Consider the following 15505-nt stretch of genomic DNA (forward strand, 5'->3'; position numbering starts at 1 on the left):
AAGATGCCAAAACGTACAGACATTAAAAGTATTCTGATCATCGGCGCCGGCCCCATCATCATCGGCCAGGCCTGCGAGTTCGACTATTCCGGCGCCCAGGCCTGCAAGGCCCTGCGCGAAGAGGGCTACAAAGTCATCCTGGTGAACAGCAATCCCGCCACCATCATGACCGACCCGGAAATGGCCGATGTGACCTACATCGAGCCGATCACCTGGCAAGTCGTTGAGAAAATCATCGCCAAGGAAAAGCCGGACGCGATCCTGCCGACCATGGGCGGCCAGACCGCGCTGAACTGCGCGCTGGACCTGCACCGGCACGGCGTGCTGGACAAGTACAAGGTCGAGCTGATCGGCGCCACTCCGGAAGCCATCGACAAGGCCGAAGACCGCTCCAAGTTCAAGGATGCGATGACCAAGATCGGCCTGGGTTCGGCCCGTTCCGGCGTTGCCCACTCGCTGGAAGAATCGTGGGCGGTGCAGAAGGAAGTCGGCTTCCCGACCATCATCCGCCCGTCCTTCACCATGGGCGGCAGCGGCGGCGGCATCGCCTACAACGAGGAAGAGTTCGAAGCCATCTGCAAACGCGGCCTGGAAGCCTCGCCAACCAACGAGCTGCTGATCGAAGAATCGCTGCTGGGCTGGAAAGAGTACGAGATGGAAGTGGTGCGCGACAAGGCGGACAACTGCATCATCATCTGCTCGATCGAAAACCTGGACCCGATGGGCGTGCACACCGGCGACTCCATCACCGTCGCTCCTGCGCAAACGCTGACCGACAAGGAATACCAGATCATGCGCAACGCCTCGCTGGCGGTGCTGCGCGAGATCGGCGTGGACACCGGCGGCTCCAACGTGCAGTTCTCGATCAATCCGAAAGACGGCCGCATGATCGTCATCGAGATGAACCCGCGCGTGTCGCGTTCGTCGGCGCTGGCATCCAAGGCGACCGGCTTCCCGATCGCCAAAGTGGCGGCCAAGCTGGCCGTCGGCTTCACGCTCGACGAGCTGCGCAACGAGATCACCGGCGGCGCCACCCCTGCCTCGTTCGAGCCTTCGATCGACTACGTGGTCACCAAGGTGCCGCGCTTCACGTTCGAGAAGTTCCCGACCGCCGACCACCACCTGACCACCCAGATGAAATCGGTCGGTGAAGTGATGGCCATCGGCCGCAACTTCCAGGAATCGTTCCAGAAAGCCCTGCGCGGCCTGGAAGTGGGCGTGGACGGCATGAACGAAAAAACCCGCGACCGCGAGAAGATCGAAGAGGAACTGGGCGAGCCTGGTCCTGAGCGCATCTGGTACGTGGGCGACGCTTTCGCCCAGGGCTTCACGCTGGAAGAAGTGCACAACCTGACCAAGATCGATCCATGGTTCCTGATCCAGATCAAGGAGATCGTGGACTTGGAACTGTGGCTGGACACGCAGAAGCTGGAAAACATCGACAAGACCACGCTGTACAAGCTGAAACAGAAGGGCTTCTCGGACCGCCGCCTGGGCTTCCTGCTGCAGACCACCGACACCGCCGTGCGCAACAAGCGCCACGAGCTGAATATCCGTCCGGTGTACAAGCGCGTGGACACCTGCGCCGCCGAGTTCTCGACCGACACCGCTTACATGTACTCGACCTACGACGAGGAATGCGAGTCCAACCCGTCGGACAAGAAAAAGATCATGGTGCTGGGCGGTGGCCCGAACCGCATCGGCCAGGGTATCGAATTCGACTACTGCTGCGTGCACGCGGCGCTGGCCATGCGCGAAGACGGCTACGAGACCATCATGGTCAACTGCAACCCTGAAACCGTGTCGACCGACTACGACACCTCGGACCGCCTGTACTTCGAATCGCTGACGCTGGAAGACGTGCTGGAAATCGTGGCGCTGGAAAAACCGGTGGGCGTGATCGTGCAGTACGGCGGCCAGACCCCGCTGAAACTGGCGCTGGACCTGGAAGCCAACGGCGTGCCCATCATCGGCACCTCGCCGGACATGATCGACGCCGCGGAAGACCGCGAGCGTTTCCAGAAGCTGCTGCAGGACCTGGGCCTGCGCCAGCCGCCTAATCGCACCGCGCGCACCGAAGCCGAGGCGCTGACCCTGGCGCAGGAAATCGGCTACCCGCTGGTGGTGCGCCCTTCCTACGTGCTGGGCGGCCGCGCGATGGAAATCGTGCACGAGCAGCGCGACCTGGAACGCTACATGCGCGAAGCCGTGAAAGTATCGAACGACTCGCCGGTGCTGCTGGACCGCTTCCTGAACGACGCCATCGAGTGCGACGTGGACTGCATCTCCGACGGCACCACCACCTTCATCGGCGGTGTGATGGAGCACATCGAACAAGCCGGCGTGCACTCGGGCGACTCGGCCTGCTCGCTGCCGCCTTACTCGCTGTCGCAGGAAACCATCGACGAACTGAAGCGCCAGACCTCGCTGATGGCCAAGGGCCTGAACGTGGTCGGCCTGATGAACGTGCAGTTCGCGATCCAGAAGCAGGATGGCCAGGACGTGGTGTTCGTGCTGGAAGTGAACCCGCGCGCCTCGCGCACCGTGCCATACGTGTCGAAAGCGACCGGCCTGCAGCTGGCCAAGATCGCCGCGCGCTGCATGGTCGGCCAGAGCCTGGAATCGCAGGGCATCACCAAGGAAGTGGTGCCGCCTTACTACAGCGTCAAGGAAGCCGTGTTCCCGTTCGTGAAATTCCCGGGCGTGGACACCATTCTCGGCCCTGAGATGAAATCGACCGGCGAAGTGATGGGCGTGGGCATGACCTTCGGCGAAGCCTTCGTCAAGTCGCAGCTGGGCGCCGGCGTGAACCTGCCGAAGTCGGGCAAGGTGTTCCTGTCGGTGAAGGCCTCGGACAAACCGCGCGCCGTGAAAGTGGCGAAAGACCTGGTCGACATGGGCTTCACGCTGGTGGCCACCAAGGGCACCGCGGCGGTGATCTCGGCGGCCGGCGTGCCGGTCACCGCGGTCAACAAGGTGGCCGAAGGCCGTCCGCACGTGGTCGACATGATCAAGAACCATGAGATCAAGCTGGTGATCAATACGGTGGAAGAGAAGCGCAGCGCCATCACGGACTCGCGCGCCATCCGTACCTCGTCGCTGGCGGCCCGCGTCACCACCTACACCACCATTGCCGGCGCGGAAGCGGCCGTGGCCGGTATCCGCCATTTGGACGAGTTGCGCGTGTACGATTTACAAGGTCTGCATAAAACCTTACACTAAGCTCCTTTAAGCGATACGCAATCCAGATCGCTGACACAGAGCCCGCGCCGATGCATGGCGCGGGCTCTGTGCTTTTCGTAACCTAGAGAGACAATTATGACTTCAGTTCCATTGACCAAATTCGGCGCAGAACTCCTGAAGGAGGAGCTGCACCAGTTGAAGACCAAGGAGCGCCGCATCGTGATCGACGCGATCGCCGAAGCGCGTTCGCATGGCGACCTGTCGGAAAACGCCGAGTACGATGCCGCCAAGGAGCGCCAGGCCTTCGTGGAAGGCCGCATCGCGGAACTGGAAGGCAAGCTGAGCGCAGCGCAAATCATCGATCCAACCCAACTGGACGCCGAAGGCCGCGTGGTGTTCGCCTCCACGGTGGACCTGGAAGACCTGGAATCGGGCCAGAAGGTGACCTACCAGATCGTCGGCCTGGATGAAGCCGACCTGAAACTGAGCAAGGTATCGGTGACCTCGCCGATCGCCCGCGCGCTGATCGGCAAGTCGGCCGGCGACGTGGTGGAAGTGCAGGCGCCGTCCGGCCCGCGCGAGTACGAGATCCTGGAAGTGCGCTACATCTGATGCGCGCTTACATGGTGAAAGTCCGCCTGCTGGTGGCCGCCCTGTGGGCCGGCAGCCTGTGGGCGGTGGGCTACCTGGTGGCGCCGACCCTGTTCGCCACCTTGAGCGACCGCGTGCTGGCCGGCACCATCGCCGGCAGCATGTTCCATGCCATGGCGCTGCTGTCGCTGGGCTGCGGCCTGGCCATGATGCTGCTGTTGTGGCGCGCCACCCCGGACTGGGACGCCAAGCGCCGCCGCACCGTGCTGGCGATTATCGTGCTGATGGTGATGTGCACGGTGGTCAGCCACTTCGGCCTGCAGCCGATGATGGCCGAACTGCGCGCGGCGGCGGGACCGGCGGGCGTGATGGAGTCGGCCATGAAAAGCCGCTTTGGCATGCTGCACGGCGCGGCGAGCGGCATTTACCTGATTCAGAGCCTGCTGGCGGGCTGGCTGGTGTTGAAGCAGTAAAAAAAAACCGGGGTTGAAACCCCGGTTCGCAGATCAGCCCAGCGAGGACTTCTTGGTGCTTTTCTGGCGGACCTTGGCACGCTTGATGGTGCCGCCCTCGGTCACACGCTCATTCCCCTTCAGCAGAACCTTGTTGACCGACGGCTTTTTGGTGCCGCTGGCGCTCGGTTTCACGATGGTGACCATGCGCATGCCTTTGCCGGTCTTGGCGCTGCGTTCCTTTTCCACTTCCTTTTTCGGACGGTACAGGACCAGCAGCTTGCCGATGTGCTGCACCGGAGCGGCTTCCAGCTGCTCGCAGATGGTGTCGTACATGCCGGCGCGGGCTTCGCGGTCGTCGCCGAACACGCGCACCTTGATCAGGCCGTGGGCGTCGAGGCCCAGTTCGATTTCCTTGATGACGGCAGGCGTCAAGCCCGCTTCGCCTATCATGACGACAGGTTTCAGGCCATGGGCCTCGGCGCGCAGGGCAGCGCGTTCAACGGGTGTGAGTTTGATCATAATATTTTTTTCGGTAGTTCTCTAAAGGCAGTATTCTACGCGAATGGCAAAGAAGAAATTAAACAAAAACTGGTTGCACGACCATATTAACGATCCTTACGTGAAAGCGGCGCAGAAAGACGGCTACCGCGCCCGGGCCGCTTACAAGCTCAAGGAGATCGACGAAGACGAACATCTGGTCAAACCAGGGCAGGTGATCGTCGACCTGGGCTGCACCCCCGGCAGCTGGGGCCAGTACGTGCGGCGCAAGCTGGCCGGCAAGGAGGGCGGCGGCATCAACGGCACCATGATCGGGCTCGACATGCTGCCGATGGAACCGATCGCCGACGTGCATTTTATACAAGGCGACTTCCGCGAAATCGAAACGCTGGAGCAGCTCGGCGCGGTGTTGCAGGGCCGCAAATGCGACCTGGTGCTGTCCGACATGGCGCCCAACCTGTCCGGGATCTCCTCGGCGGACGCGGCGCGCATGGAGGATCTGATCGATCTGGCCATCGAATTTTCGCAATTGCACCTGAAACCGGGCGGCGCGCTGCTGGTCAAATGCTTTAAAGACATGGGTTTCAACTCGGTGTACGAGAAATTCCGCGCCGAGTTCAAGACCGTGACGCAGAAAAAGCCCAAGGCCAGCCGCGACAAATCGTCCGAAATCTTCCTGCTGGGGCGCGGATTGAAGAATCCGGTGGAAAATAAGTCCAATCCCATAGTGTAAAGACCTTGATATTTGCCGTCCCGGCCGCAAATCCTGCGATGGGGAGCGGATTTGCGTCTCCTCGCGGCAGGTGTGCGCCGGATTTGTGCACCGTACGGGGCAGGTTTATGGCACGGGCAGCGGTATTGCGAGTAAAATCGGATTTCTGCTATCGGTCAAAGATGCGTCCCGCATCCAAGGAGTTTTCGTGAATAACATGTTTTCCAAATCAGCCATTTGGGTCGTCGTTGCCCTGCTATTATTCATGCTGTTTAAGCAATTCGAGAATCATGGCACGGCCGCTGGTTCGAAGACGATCGCTTATTCCGATTTGCTGGATGAAGTCAAAGCCCGGCGCGTCAAAGATGTGGTGATTGAAGGCAATACCATCACCGCCACCAAGGACGACGGCAGCAAGGTCCGCACCACCTCCACCTACCTGGACCGTGGCCTGATCGGCGACCTGCGCGACAACAACGTCCGCTTCGACGTGAAACCGCCCGAGGAGCCATCGTTCCTGCAGCAGGTGTTCGTGTCCTGGTTCCCGATGCTGCTGCTGATCGGCGTATGGATATTCTTCATGCGCCAGATGCAGGGCGGCGGCAAGGGCGGCGCGTTCTCCTTCGGCAAGTCGAAGGCGCGCATGCTGGATGAAACCAACAACACCGTCACCTTCGGCGACGTGGCCGGCTGCGACGAAGCGAAAGAGGAAGTGACCGAGATCGTCGACTTCCTGAAAGACCCTACCAAATTCCAGAAACTGGGCGGCCGCATTCCACGCGGCGTGCTGATGGTCGGCCCTCCGGGTACCGGTAAAACCCTGCTGGCGCGCGCCATCGCGGGTGAAGCCAAGGTGCCGTTCTTCTCGATTTCCGGTTCGGACTTCGTGGAAATGTTCGTCGGCGTGGGCGCAAGCCGCGTGCGCGACATGTTCGAGAACGCCAAGAAGCACTCGCCTTGCATCATCTTCATCGACGAGATCGACGCCGTCGGCCGCCATCGCGGCGCCGGCATGGGCGGCGGCAACGACGAGCGCGAACAGACGCTGAACCAGCTGCTGGTGGAAATGGACGGCTTCGAAGCCTCGTCCGGCGTGATCGTGATCGCCGCCACCAACCGTGCGGACGTGCTGGACAAGGCGCTGCTGCGCCCGGGCCGTTTCGACCGTCAAGTATCGGTCGGCCTGCCGGACATCCGCGGCCGCGAGCAGATCCTGAACGTGCACATGCGCAAAGTGCCTATCGGCACCGACGTGAAAGCCGACATCCTGGCCCGCGGCACCCCCGGTTTCTCGGGCGCCGACCTGGCCAACCTGGTCAACGAAGCTGCCCTGTTCGCCGCGCGCCGCAACAAGCGCCTGGTCGACATGCAGGACTTCGAGGACGCGAAAGACAAGATCTTCATGGGCCCGGAACGCAAGTCCATGGTGATCCGCGAGGAAGAGCGCCGCAACACGGCTTACCACGAGAGCGGCCACGCCGTCGTCGCCAAGCTGCTGCCGAAGGCCGATCCGGTGCACAAAGTGACCATCATGCCGCGCGGCTGGGCCCTGGGCCTGACCTGGCAGCTGCCTGAGCACGACAACATCTCCGGCTACAAGGACAAGATGCTGGAAGAGATTTCCATCCTGTTCGGCGGCCGCATCGCCGAGGAAATCTTCGTCGGCCAGATGTCCACCGGCGCCTCCAACGACTTCTCGCGCGCCACCAAGCTGGCCCGTTCCATGGTGACCCGCTTCGGCATGTCCGACGCGCTGGGCGTCATGGTGTACGAGGACAGCCAGAACGAAGGCTTCATGGGCGGCACCAACAAGACCATCTCGGAAGCCACGCAGCAAAAGGTGGACGCGGAAATCCGCAACATCCTGGACACGCAATACGCGCTGGCCCGCAAGCTGCTGGAAGAAAACCGCGACAAGGTGGAAGTGATGACGAAGTCGCTGCTGGAATGGGAAACCATCGACGCCGACCAGATCAACGATATCATGGCCGGCATCGAGCCGCGCCCGCCGAAAGCCGGCGTCACGCTGCGCAAGCAGCCGAGCGGCGACGGTCCGGGCGCCACGCCGAACAGCGCCACCGCACCGGCTTAAACGCCGCGCGCCAGACAGAAAGGGTGAGGAGCAATCCTCGCCCTTTTTGCTTTTTACTACGGGGCTCGGATCGTACCGCACTGCGGCGCGATCCCCCTTTTTCCTTTTCAGACGCCTTTACCAGTTTTATGCGACAGACCATACCGTTCGGCCGTTTCAACCTCCCGCTGCACCCGGCGGGCGCCCTCGTGATGGGCATCCTCAACGTCACCCCCGATTCCTTCTCCGACGGCGGCCAGCACGCCTCGCTGGAGTTCGCCATCGCCCACGCCGAAGAAATGATCGAGCAGGGCGTGGACATCATCGACATCGGCGGCGAATCGACCCGCCCGGGCGCGCCGGCGGTCCCGCTGGAAGACGAGCTGCGCCGCGTGATGCCGGTGGTCTACGCGCTGCGCGACTGCGGCAAAGCCATCTCGGTGGACACCTACAAGCCCGCCGTGATGCGCGAAGCCGTACTGGCCGGGGTGGACATGATCAACGACATCAACGCCTTCCAGGCGCCGGGCGCCATCGCTGCCGTGCGCGACAGCGACTGCGCGTTGTGTATTATGCACATGCGCGGGGACCCGGCTACCATGCAGCAAGCGCCCGAATACGGCGACGTGGTGCGCGAGGTGGCGGACTTCCTGCGCGCGCGCATCGCCGCGCTGACGGAAGCCGGTATAGAGCGGCGTCGAATCTGGATCGATCCGGGGTTTGGCTTTGGTAAGACTGTCGAGCATAATTATGCTTTGATCAAGGCGGGCCGCCAGCTGGTGCAAGAGCTGGGCGTACCGCTGCTGGCGGGCCTGTCGCGCAAGTCCATGATAGGGGCGGTAACCGGCAAACCGGTCGAGCAGCGCATGGCCGGCAGCCTGGGCGGCGCGCTGGCGGCAGTGGCGCATGGCGCGCAAATAGTCAGGGTGCACGACGTGGCAGAGACCGTCGATGCGCTGAAAGTATGGCAAGCGGCAAACTAACGATAAAGAGAACTGACATGGCACGTAAATATTTTGGAACCGATGGCGTACGCGGCCTGGTTGGCGTCGCGCCGATCACCCCGGACTTCGTCATGCGCCTGGGCTATGCCGCAGGCAAGGTGCTGGTCAAGAACATGAGCGGCTCGGCGCGTTCGACCGTGCTGATCGGCAAAGACACCCGCATTTCCGGCTATATGCTGGAAGCGGCGCTGGAAGCGGGCTTCGCGGCCGCCGGCGTGGACGTGATGCTGGCCGGCCCGATGCCGACCCCGGCCATCGCCTACCTGACGCGCGCGCTGCGCCTGCAGGCCGGCGTGGTCATTTCCGCCTCGCACAACCCTTACCAGGACAACGGCATCAAGTTCTTCTCCGACCAGGGCGCCAAGCTGCCCGACGCGGTGGAACTGGACATTGAAGCGCAGCTGGACCTGCCGATGGAATGCGTGGCGCCGGACAAGCTGGGCCGCGCCAAGCGCCTGGACGACGCGCAGGGCCGCTACATCGAGTTCTGCAAGAGCACCTTCCCCAACGCGCTGGACCTGCGCGGCTTGAAGATCGTGGTCGACTGCGCGCACGGCGCCGCCTACAACATCGCGCCGCACGTGTTCCATGAACTGGGCGCGGAAGTGATCGCCATCGGCAACAAGCCGTCCGGCTACAACATCAATGACGGCGTCGGCGCCACCGCGCCGGCCGCCATGGCCGCCGCCGTGGTCGAGCACGGCGCCGACCTCGGCATCGCGCTGGACGGCGATGCCGACCGCCTCATCATGTGCGACGCCAAGGGCCGCCTGTATAACGGCGACGAGCTGCTGTACGTGATGGTGATGGACCGCTGCGCCACCGGCAAGGTGGACGGCGCGGTCGGCACGCTGATGACGAATATGGCGCTGGAAGTGGCGTTCAAGGAAAAGAACATCCCGTTCGCGCGCGCCAAGGTGGGCGACCGCTACGTGCTGGAAGTGATGCAGGAGCGCGGCTGGCTGCTGGGCGGCGAGGGCTCCGGCCACCTGCTGGCGCTGGACAAGCACACCACCGGCGACGGCATCGTGTCGGCGCTGCAAGTACTGTCCGCGCTGAAGCGCAGCGGCAAGTCGCTGGAGCAATGCGCGGCCGAGCTGGTGCTGTTCCCGCAAACCCTGATCAATGTGCGCGTGCCGGCCGGTTTCGACTGGCAGAAGAATCCCGCCATGGTGGCCGAGAAGGATGCCGTCGAGCGCGAGCTGGGCGACAGCGGCCGCGTGCTGATCCGCGCCTCCGGCACCGAGCCGCTGATCCGCGTGATGGTGGAAGCGCGCGACGCGGCCGCCGCCGAAAGCTGCGCCCGCCGCATCGCCGACAAGGTCGATGCCAAGCTGGCTGCCTGACTCTTGAGCAGACGAAACTTTTCCGCCGCCGCATTGACGCCATAGGGGCCTAGCACCTATAATACGTTCATCGGAGTGTAGCGCAGCCCGGTAGCGCACCTGGTTTGGGACCAGGGGGTCCAAGGTTCGAATCCTTGTACTCCGACCAAGAACTTTTAAGACGGGCTGTCGAAAGACAGCCCGTTTTTCATTTCCGCAGAGCTTCTCTGCCGGCAAAAAATATCAACCCTGACTGCCCATAGCTCAGTTGGATAGAGCATCAGCCTTCTAAGCTGAGGGTCGCTGGTTCGAACCCAGCTGGGCAGGCCAATCTGCAATTCCGCGCCTGGAGTTGATTTTCTATTAAAGTTTCTAAGTGAAATAGTGCGATCTGAATCGCTCTCGATGTTGCCGTCCAATGCCCATACCCGGTCACGCATGCCCAGCGGGCCGAAGGAGCGCGGCTTGCTGCAGGTCGCCCGGCGCGATGCCGTTGCCGTGGTCTTCCATGTTCGCGCGAGCACACGTTTTTGCTGCGATGCAGCGTGGAGTGAAACCGGCAGTGCGGAAGCGGCCGTTCAGGCGTCGAACAAATGCTGTTTGACCTTGGGGTTACCCTGGCGCCACAGCACGTTGTCGATCAGGTAGTGGTGCACATTGATGAAAATCCAGCAGCAGGCCACGGCCAGCGCGGGGCTGCCGATTTCGGGGATCTTGCCGGTGCGTGCATAGTCCAGCGCGCCGGGCAGCAGCCAGAAGCCGATGGCGCCCAGCACGGCGCCGGTCAGCACGAAGCCCGCTATGCGGGCCCGGGTCCAGCCGCCGGATTTGGCTTCGTTGGCCTTGTAGCGGCCGATCACGGTCAGATATTGCAGCGAATGGAAGAAGGGGATGGTCAGCACGAATGCCGCATCCAGGCTGATCAGGCCCATCCAGACATAGAGCGTGACGAGATAGCCGGTTAATCCCGCCAGCGGCAACTGTTTCCAATTCAATTGCTGCGCATGCCATTGGCTAATGGCGCGATATATTTCCAGTCCGCACCAAGCAGTCGTGCCTGCCGCTACGGTGCAGGCGGCAATCACAATAAGGCCGGGAACATTGACCGCAATGCCGAATACGCCCCACAAATCGCGCGCAATCTGCGTGCTGTTGCCTAAAGTCCATGCAGCAACCCAGCAGGCGTAGGCATTCATCAGCAAGGCTTTACGCGTCGCAGCCGGCCAATAGCGCTTTTTAAAAGCCGCATCCATCATTGCCATGCCGAAGCCTTGCTTTACATAATGCCAGCCCACCAGTAATCCCATCAGGTTCAAACCGATGCCCAATACCAGGGGATGGCCATTCAGCCATAACAATGCGCCCAGCACCAGTGTCAAGGCCAGTGCGGCAGGGGCAATAACGCCCGCCAGCCACCAGCGGCGCGTTAAATCAGGCGGCATGGCGCCATTCCTTACATCATTCCACGATCCATAAAACAGTTGGTAGGAATAGGCGAAGTGCGGATGATTAACGAAATTGGCAATGACCAGCATGGCAATGGCCAATTGCGCCACGCTTTCGGAATCGAGGCGCAGCGCTTTAAAGATCAATAATGCGATCACCGAACCGCCGCCCAGCAATAAAACGTCCGTCCATGGCGTGAATAAAGCGCGGTACTGGACTGGCGAATGGAAATCCGTTTGGGTCTGGGTATGCATGGCGGGACTCGAGAGGGTGTTGCCTCATGGTATCACCAGGGCCGCCAGTGTCAAGGAACGCAGGCTTGCGTGCCGCCGCCTGTTGCTTGCGGGTGCAGGGTAGGCACGCTCATGCCCGGATTTGGTGTGATTAAGCCAACATCTGGCATGCTTCAGGCGTGCCAAAGCCGCCCTGGCGCGGGACGGCTGGGTCGTGGCTGAATGGCTTGCTTAGTTACCGGCGGGACGGTAGTGCGACAGGATGGCCTGGATCTCGCCCCGGCTTTTCAGCGCCTGGATAGCGCGGTTCACCCTGGCTGCTTGCCATTTGCCTTGCGGCGGCAAGGCGCAGTAAGTATCGAAGGAAGTAATTTTGAAGGAGACCGGGTTCAACTGCAGGCGTTCCGCGTGGACTTTGCGCTGATATTCGAAATACAGCGAATTGGTCAGCATATAATCGAAGCGGTGCGTCAGCAGCTTGCTGAGGTTGATATCGTCGGTTAATGCCTCGTCGCGCAGAAAGCTTTTGCCTAGGACGTTTTCTATTTCCTGATACCGGTATCCCAGCAAGGTCCCGGTCCGCAGATTGGCGAGGGCTTTCAATTGCGCTATCGGCGGCGTGTCTTTTCGGCTTGCCACCGTCATATTATTGGTGAAAACCGTATCGGTCCAATTCCATTCCTTGCGGTCCAGCCATTCCGGGCGCAAATCGCATATCAAATCCACCTGCTTGCCGATTAATGCCGATTCCACGCGCTTGCGCGGAAAGGTGAGATAGCGCGGCGCGGCCTGCAATTCGCGCGCGAGCGCATCGCCGAAGTCCTTTAACAGGCCGCCCACCAGCGCTCCATCGCGGAATTCCGTCATGGGCATGGCGCTGCCGGTGGACACCCCGAATACGATGTCGTCGGCCAGGCAGGGCTGGGCCAGCAGGGCGCCGATAATGAATGTGGATAAGCGTTTCATTAAGAAAAAGGCCTTCCGCAAGGAAGGCCTTGTGTCTTTAAAGCAGGCTGCTTTTAGTAATTGTAGAACATGCGCTGCAGTTCTTTGGTGTTATTGGTCTTGGTCAGGGCCAACATCAGCAGGATACGCGCTTTCTGCGGGCTCAGCGTGTCCGATACGACGAAGTCCAGCTCGTCGTCATTGGCTTCGCCGTTGCGGGCCAGGATGCCCTGGCCGACGCGGCTGGAGCGCACGATGATGGTGCCGCCCTTGCGTGCCGCGACCAGGCCCGGTTTTACCTTGGCGGCGACACTGCCGTCGCCGGTGCCGGCGTGGATGATGCCCTTGGCGCCTGCGGCCACGAACGCGTCCAGCGCCACGGTGTTCATGTTGGCGTAGCCGTACACGATGTCCACTTGCGGCAGTGCAGCAAGGTTGGCGATGTCGAACTCGGTGTCGGCGGTGTGCTTGCGGGTCGAGGCGCGGTAGAAGAAGGGCTTGCTGCCCTGGATGTAGCCCAGCATGCCCAGCTCGGAAGTCTTGAATGCGTCCGGGGTGGAGGTGTTGGTCTTGCTCACGTCGCGCGCGCTGTGGATCTGGTCGCCCATGGCCACCAGCACGCCCTTGTTGGCGGCCGACGGGTCGGCGGCCAGCAGCACGGCGTTGTACAGGTTGATCGGACCGTCGGCCGACAGGGCGGTCGATGGGCGCATCGCGCCTACCAGCACGACCGGCTTGCGGCTCTTGACGACCAGGTTCAGGAAGTAGGCGGTTTCTTCCAGGGTGTCGGTGCCGTGGGTGATGACGATGCCGTCCACGCTGTTCTGGGCCAGCAGCACGTTGACGCGTTTGGCCAGGGTCAGCCAGTGGTCGTTGGTCATGCTTTCGCTGGCGATCTGGAACACCTGTTCGCCATTGACGTTGGCCACTTTGGCCAGTTCCGGCACGGCTTTGATCAGTTGTTGCACGCCAACCGTGGCGGCGGTGTAGCCGACGGTGGTGGTGGACGTGGCGCCGCTGCCGGCGATGGTGCCGCCGGTGGCCAGGATGGTCACATTGGCAAGCTTGGGCGCCTTGGCCGCGTCCTGGGCGTGAACCTGGGCGGTGGCGATGATGAACATACCAACTACAGCGGCCATGAATTGGGCCGTCTTTTGATGCAGCATTTCTCTCTCCTGTTAAAGCTGACGAGCGGCGATGGTAACAAATCTCGCCGCAAGTTGTCAGTTTTTCAGGTCTTTCGTGTGCGTGATGCAACTCCCAATAAGACCATGCCGGCTAGCAACATACCGTAAGTAGCTGGCTCGGGCACTGGCGTAATGTTGAAATTGCCGGCGAAGGAGCCGCCCGCGCCCGGATTGGTGGTGCGGCCGGTGATGATGAAGCCGTAGTTGCCCGGCGTGAGGCGATTGACAGGATAAAACAGCAAGGGCGAGTCGGCCCAGGGGAACTGGGTAGGCAGATAGGTGCGGCTGCTGTTCGAGTTCTGGCTGAAAATCTGCACCTCCATGATCTCGTAATTGGCCGAGAGGGCGTTGTTGAAGAAGGAATAGCCGGGCACCAGGCTGCCGGAGGCGTAATGGTGGTCCTCGCCGTCCACCGAGAAGACGAACTCATCCTCATAGGTGCCGGCCGTGTCGTGGGTGACGCCGAACACGGCGTTGCCCTGGTCGTCGAACACCAGGGCATCGGCCTGGACGGCGGGGGCGGCCAGCAGGCCGGCCGAAAGCAGCGCGGCGATGACCGCTTTGCTGCATAAAGTATTGTTCATAGGACTCTCCTTGTGAGGGTGGGAAAGTTACCAAGTTTTTCAATTTGATAACTTGTCGAATGTATCAGTCCGCCTTGCCGGGTTAATTCAACAATGTAATGTGCGCGGTCTATAATCCGGCATGGATATCAATTCGGACGATCTGAAGATTTTCGTGGCGGTGATCGACAGCGGCACCCTCAGCGCCGCCTCGGTGCACCTGGGCCAGACCACCTCGGGCGTGAGCCGCGCGCTGTCCCGGCTGGAGGAAAAGCTGGCCACCACCTTGCTGACGCGCACCACGCGCCGCATGGAGCTGACCGAGGAGGGCCATTTGTTCCTGGCGCAGGCGCGCGCCATCCTGGCCGCCATGGAAGAGGCCGAGGAAACCATCCGCATCCGCCGCCAGAAGCCGGCCGGCCGCCTGTGCGTGGACGCCGCCTCGCCCTTCATGCTGCATTGCGTGGTGCCGCACGTGGCCGAATTCCGCGCCATGTATCCGGACATCCGCCTGGAACTGACCAGCAACGACCAGATCGCCGACCTGATCGAGCACCGCACCGACATCGCCATCCGCATCGGCACGCTGAGCGATTCGACCCTGCACGCGCGCGCCCTCAGCTCCAGTCCGCTGCATGTGCTGGCCAGTCCGGCATACCTGGCGCGGCATGGCGCCCCGGCCACGCCGGAGGCGCTGGCGCAGCACGAATTGCTCGGCTTCGCGCAGTACGAGTTGGGCAACGTATGGCCGCTGCGCCACGCCGCCGGCAACAGCCTGCAGATCACACCGGCGCTGGCCGCATCCAGCGGCGAGACCCTGCGCCAGCTTGCGCTGGCCGGCCAGGGCATCGTCTGCCTGTCCGACTTCATGACGCGCGCCGACATCGCCGCCGGCCGCCTGGTGAAGGTGCTCGAAGCGTATTCCACCGGCTTCCGCCAGCAGATTCACGCGGTCTATTACCGCAACACGCAGCTCTCGCAGCGTATCAGCTGCTTCCTCGAATTCCTGCAAAAAAAGCTGTAAATATTGGATGTAAGAATTCGCACTAGCCCTTACAGCGCTTAGTCCTACAGGGTTTTGACCTATCTCAATGAATCGGTGCGCAAAGTGTGCGTTAACGTACGGTGCTTGGCCCGCTACGGGAATACTATGGACTTGCGTGATTGATGCAGGGCGCCGCGAAAAGCGCAGCGCAGAAGCTCCTCCGCAGGTTTGCCGGCCGCCTCGAGTACCGGCACCAATTCCAAAGAAGTGAGCCGGTTACGGCAGCGCCGAACCGAATAGCAGGCAG

General features: G+C 61.8%; 13 protein-coding genes and 2 tRNA genes. 10 read left to right on the plus strand and 5 right to left on the minus strand.

Features of this window, described 5'->3' with window-relative positions; translation table 11 throughout:
- The first annotated feature begins 3 nt into the window (after window positions 1–3).
- The 3 genes from carB to AC56DV_RS21750 all read left to right on the plus strand — a co-directional run bounded on the left by carB (window position 4) and on the right by AC56DV_RS21750 (window position 4247).
- Window positions 4–3222: a carbamoyl-phosphate synthase large subunit gene (gene carB, locus AC56DV_RS21740; RefSeq protein ID WP_496316304.1), complete on the plus strand. Its 3219-nt coding sequence runs from the start codon at window positions 4–6 to the stop codon at window positions 3220–3222.
- A gap of 96 nt (window positions 3223–3318) precedes the next feature.
- On the plus strand, window positions 3319–3795 hold the full coding sequence (gene greA, locus AC56DV_RS21745; protein WP_056404685.1) for a transcription elongation factor GreA: 477 nt from the start codon (window positions 3319–3321) through the stop codon (window positions 3793–3795).
- Window positions 3796–3806: 11 nt separating this feature from the next.
- Window positions 3807–4247, plus strand: coding sequence for a DUF4149 domain-containing protein (locus tag AC56DV_RS21750; RefSeq protein WP_496316305.1), 441 nt, complete (start codon window positions 3807–3809; stop codon window positions 4245–4247).
- A gap of 33 nt (window positions 4248–4280) precedes the next feature.
- Here the strand turns inward: AC56DV_RS21750 and AC56DV_RS21755 are convergent, their stop codons facing one another.
- Entirely contained in the window at window positions 4281–4748 is a 468-nt protein-coding gene (locus AC56DV_RS21755) for a YhbY family RNA-binding protein (protein WP_496316306.1), read from the minus strand.
- Window positions 4749–4791: 43 nt separating this feature from the next.
- Here AC56DV_RS21755 and AC56DV_RS21760 point away from each other — a divergent pair, with 43 nt between their 5' ends.
- The 6 genes from AC56DV_RS21760 (at window position 4792) to AC56DV_RS21785 (ending at window position 10169) form a co-directional block, all read left to right on the plus strand.
- On the plus strand, window positions 4792–5460 hold the full coding sequence (locus AC56DV_RS21760; RefSeq protein WP_496316307.1) for an RlmE family RNA methyltransferase: 669 nt from the start codon (window positions 4792–4794) through the stop codon (window positions 5458–5460).
- A gap of 187 nt (window positions 5461–5647) precedes the next feature.
- On the plus strand, window positions 5648–7531 hold the full coding sequence (gene ftsH, locus AC56DV_RS21765; RefSeq protein WP_496316308.1) for an ATP-dependent zinc metalloprotease FtsH: 1884 nt from the start codon (window positions 5648–5650) through the stop codon (window positions 7529–7531).
- Window positions 7532–7659: 128 nt separating this feature from the next.
- Complete coding sequence (gene folP, locus AC56DV_RS21770; RefSeq protein ID WP_496316309.1) at window positions 7660–8493, plus strand: dihydropteroate synthase; 834 nt, start codon at window positions 7660–7662, stop codon at window positions 8491–8493.
- Between the two features lie 17 nt (window positions 8494–8510).
- On the plus strand, window positions 8511–9860 hold the full coding sequence (gene glmM, locus AC56DV_RS21775; protein WP_496316310.1) for a phosphoglucosamine mutase: 1350 nt from the start codon (window positions 8511–8513) through the stop codon (window positions 9858–9860).
- A 71-nt stretch (window positions 9861–9931) separates the two neighbouring features.
- Window positions 9932–10008: transfer RNA gene (locus AC56DV_RS21780), tRNA-Pro, on the plus strand.
- Window positions 10009–10092: 84 nt separating this feature from the next.
- Window positions 10093–10169, plus strand: a tRNA-Arg gene (locus AC56DV_RS21785).
- Window positions 10170–10417: 248 nt separating this feature from the next.
- Here the strand turns inward: AC56DV_RS21785 and AC56DV_RS21790 are convergent.
- From AC56DV_RS21790 to AC56DV_RS21805, 4 genes are all read right to left on the minus strand, one after another.
- On the minus strand, window positions 10418–11539 hold the full coding sequence (locus AC56DV_RS21790) for a hypothetical protein (RefSeq protein WP_496316311.1): 1122 nt from the start codon (window positions 11537–11539) through the stop codon (window positions 10418–10420).
- A 210-nt stretch (window positions 11540–11749) separates the two neighbouring features.
- Window positions 11750–12484, minus strand: coding sequence for a substrate-binding periplasmic protein (locus AC56DV_RS21795; protein ID WP_496316312.1), 735 nt, complete (start codon window positions 12482–12484; stop codon window positions 11750–11752).
- A gap of 53 nt (window positions 12485–12537) precedes the next feature.
- Entirely contained in the window at window positions 12538–13584 is a 1047-nt protein-coding gene (locus tag AC56DV_RS21800) for a type II asparaginase (protein WP_496316439.1), read from the minus strand.
- Window positions 13585–13694: 110 nt separating this feature from the next.
- Window positions 13695–14234, minus strand: a complete 540-nt coding sequence (locus AC56DV_RS21805; RefSeq protein ID WP_496316313.1) for an FxDxF family PEP-CTERM protein — start codon at window positions 14232–14234, stop codon at window positions 13695–13697.
- Between the two features lie 121 nt (window positions 14235–14355).
- On the opposite strand from AC56DV_RS21805, the gene AC56DV_RS21810 reads away from it, so the two are divergent.
- On the plus strand, window positions 14356–15237 hold the full coding sequence (locus AC56DV_RS21810; protein ID WP_496316314.1) for a LysR substrate-binding domain-containing protein: 882 nt from the start codon (window positions 14356–14358) through the stop codon (window positions 15235–15237).
- The last annotated feature ends 268 nt before the right edge of the window (window positions 15238–15505 follow it).

It is taken from the genome of Massilia sp. BGA-UO-ETr-WB1 (assembly GCF_059567845.1).

Bases quoted from the DNA above. Each gene is read 5' to 3' on its own strand.
- folP (WP_496316309.1), top strand. From the start codon at position 7,660: ATGCGACAGACCATACCGTTCGGCCGTTTCAACCTCCCGCTGCACCCG.
- AC56DV_RS21805 (WP_496316313.1), bottom strand. From the start codon at position 14,234: ATGAACAATACTTTATGCAGCAAAGCGGTCATCGCCGCGCTGCTTTCG.
- AC56DV_RS21790 (WP_496316311.1), bottom strand. From the start codon at position 11,539: ATGCATACCCAGACCCAAACGGATTTCCATTCGCCAGTCCAGTACCGC.
- AC56DV_RS21810 (WP_496316314.1), top strand. From the start codon at position 14,356: ATGGATATCAATTCGGACGATCTGAAGATTTTCGTGGCGGTGATCGAC.
- AC56DV_RS21750 (WP_496316305.1), top strand. From the start codon at position 3,807: ATGGTGAAAGTCCGCCTGCTGGTGGCCGCCCTGTGGGCCGGCAGCCTG.
- carB (WP_496316304.1), top strand. From the start codon at position 4: ATGCCAAAACGTACAGACATTAAAAGTATTCTGATCATCGGCGCCGGC.
- AC56DV_RS21755 (WP_496316306.1), bottom strand. From the start codon at position 4,748: ATGATCAAACTCACACCCGTTGAACGCGCTGCCCTGCGCGCCGAGGCC.
- glmM (WP_496316310.1), top strand. From the start codon at position 8,511: ATGGCACGTAAATATTTTGGAACCGATGGCGTACGCGGCCTGGTTGGC.
- AC56DV_RS21800 (WP_496316439.1), bottom strand. From the start codon at position 13,584: ATGTTCATCATCGCCACCGCCCAGGTTCACGCCCAGGACGCGGCCAAG.
- AC56DV_RS21795 (WP_496316312.1), bottom strand. From the start codon at position 12,484: ATGAAACGCTTATCCACATTCATTATCGGCGCCCTGCTGGCCCAGCCC.
- greA (WP_056404685.1), top strand. From the start codon at position 3,319: ATGACTTCAGTTCCATTGACCAAATTCGGCGCAGAACTCCTGAAGGAG.
- AC56DV_RS21760 (WP_496316307.1), top strand. From the start codon at position 4,792: ATGGCAAAGAAGAAATTAAACAAAAACTGGTTGCACGACCATATTAAC.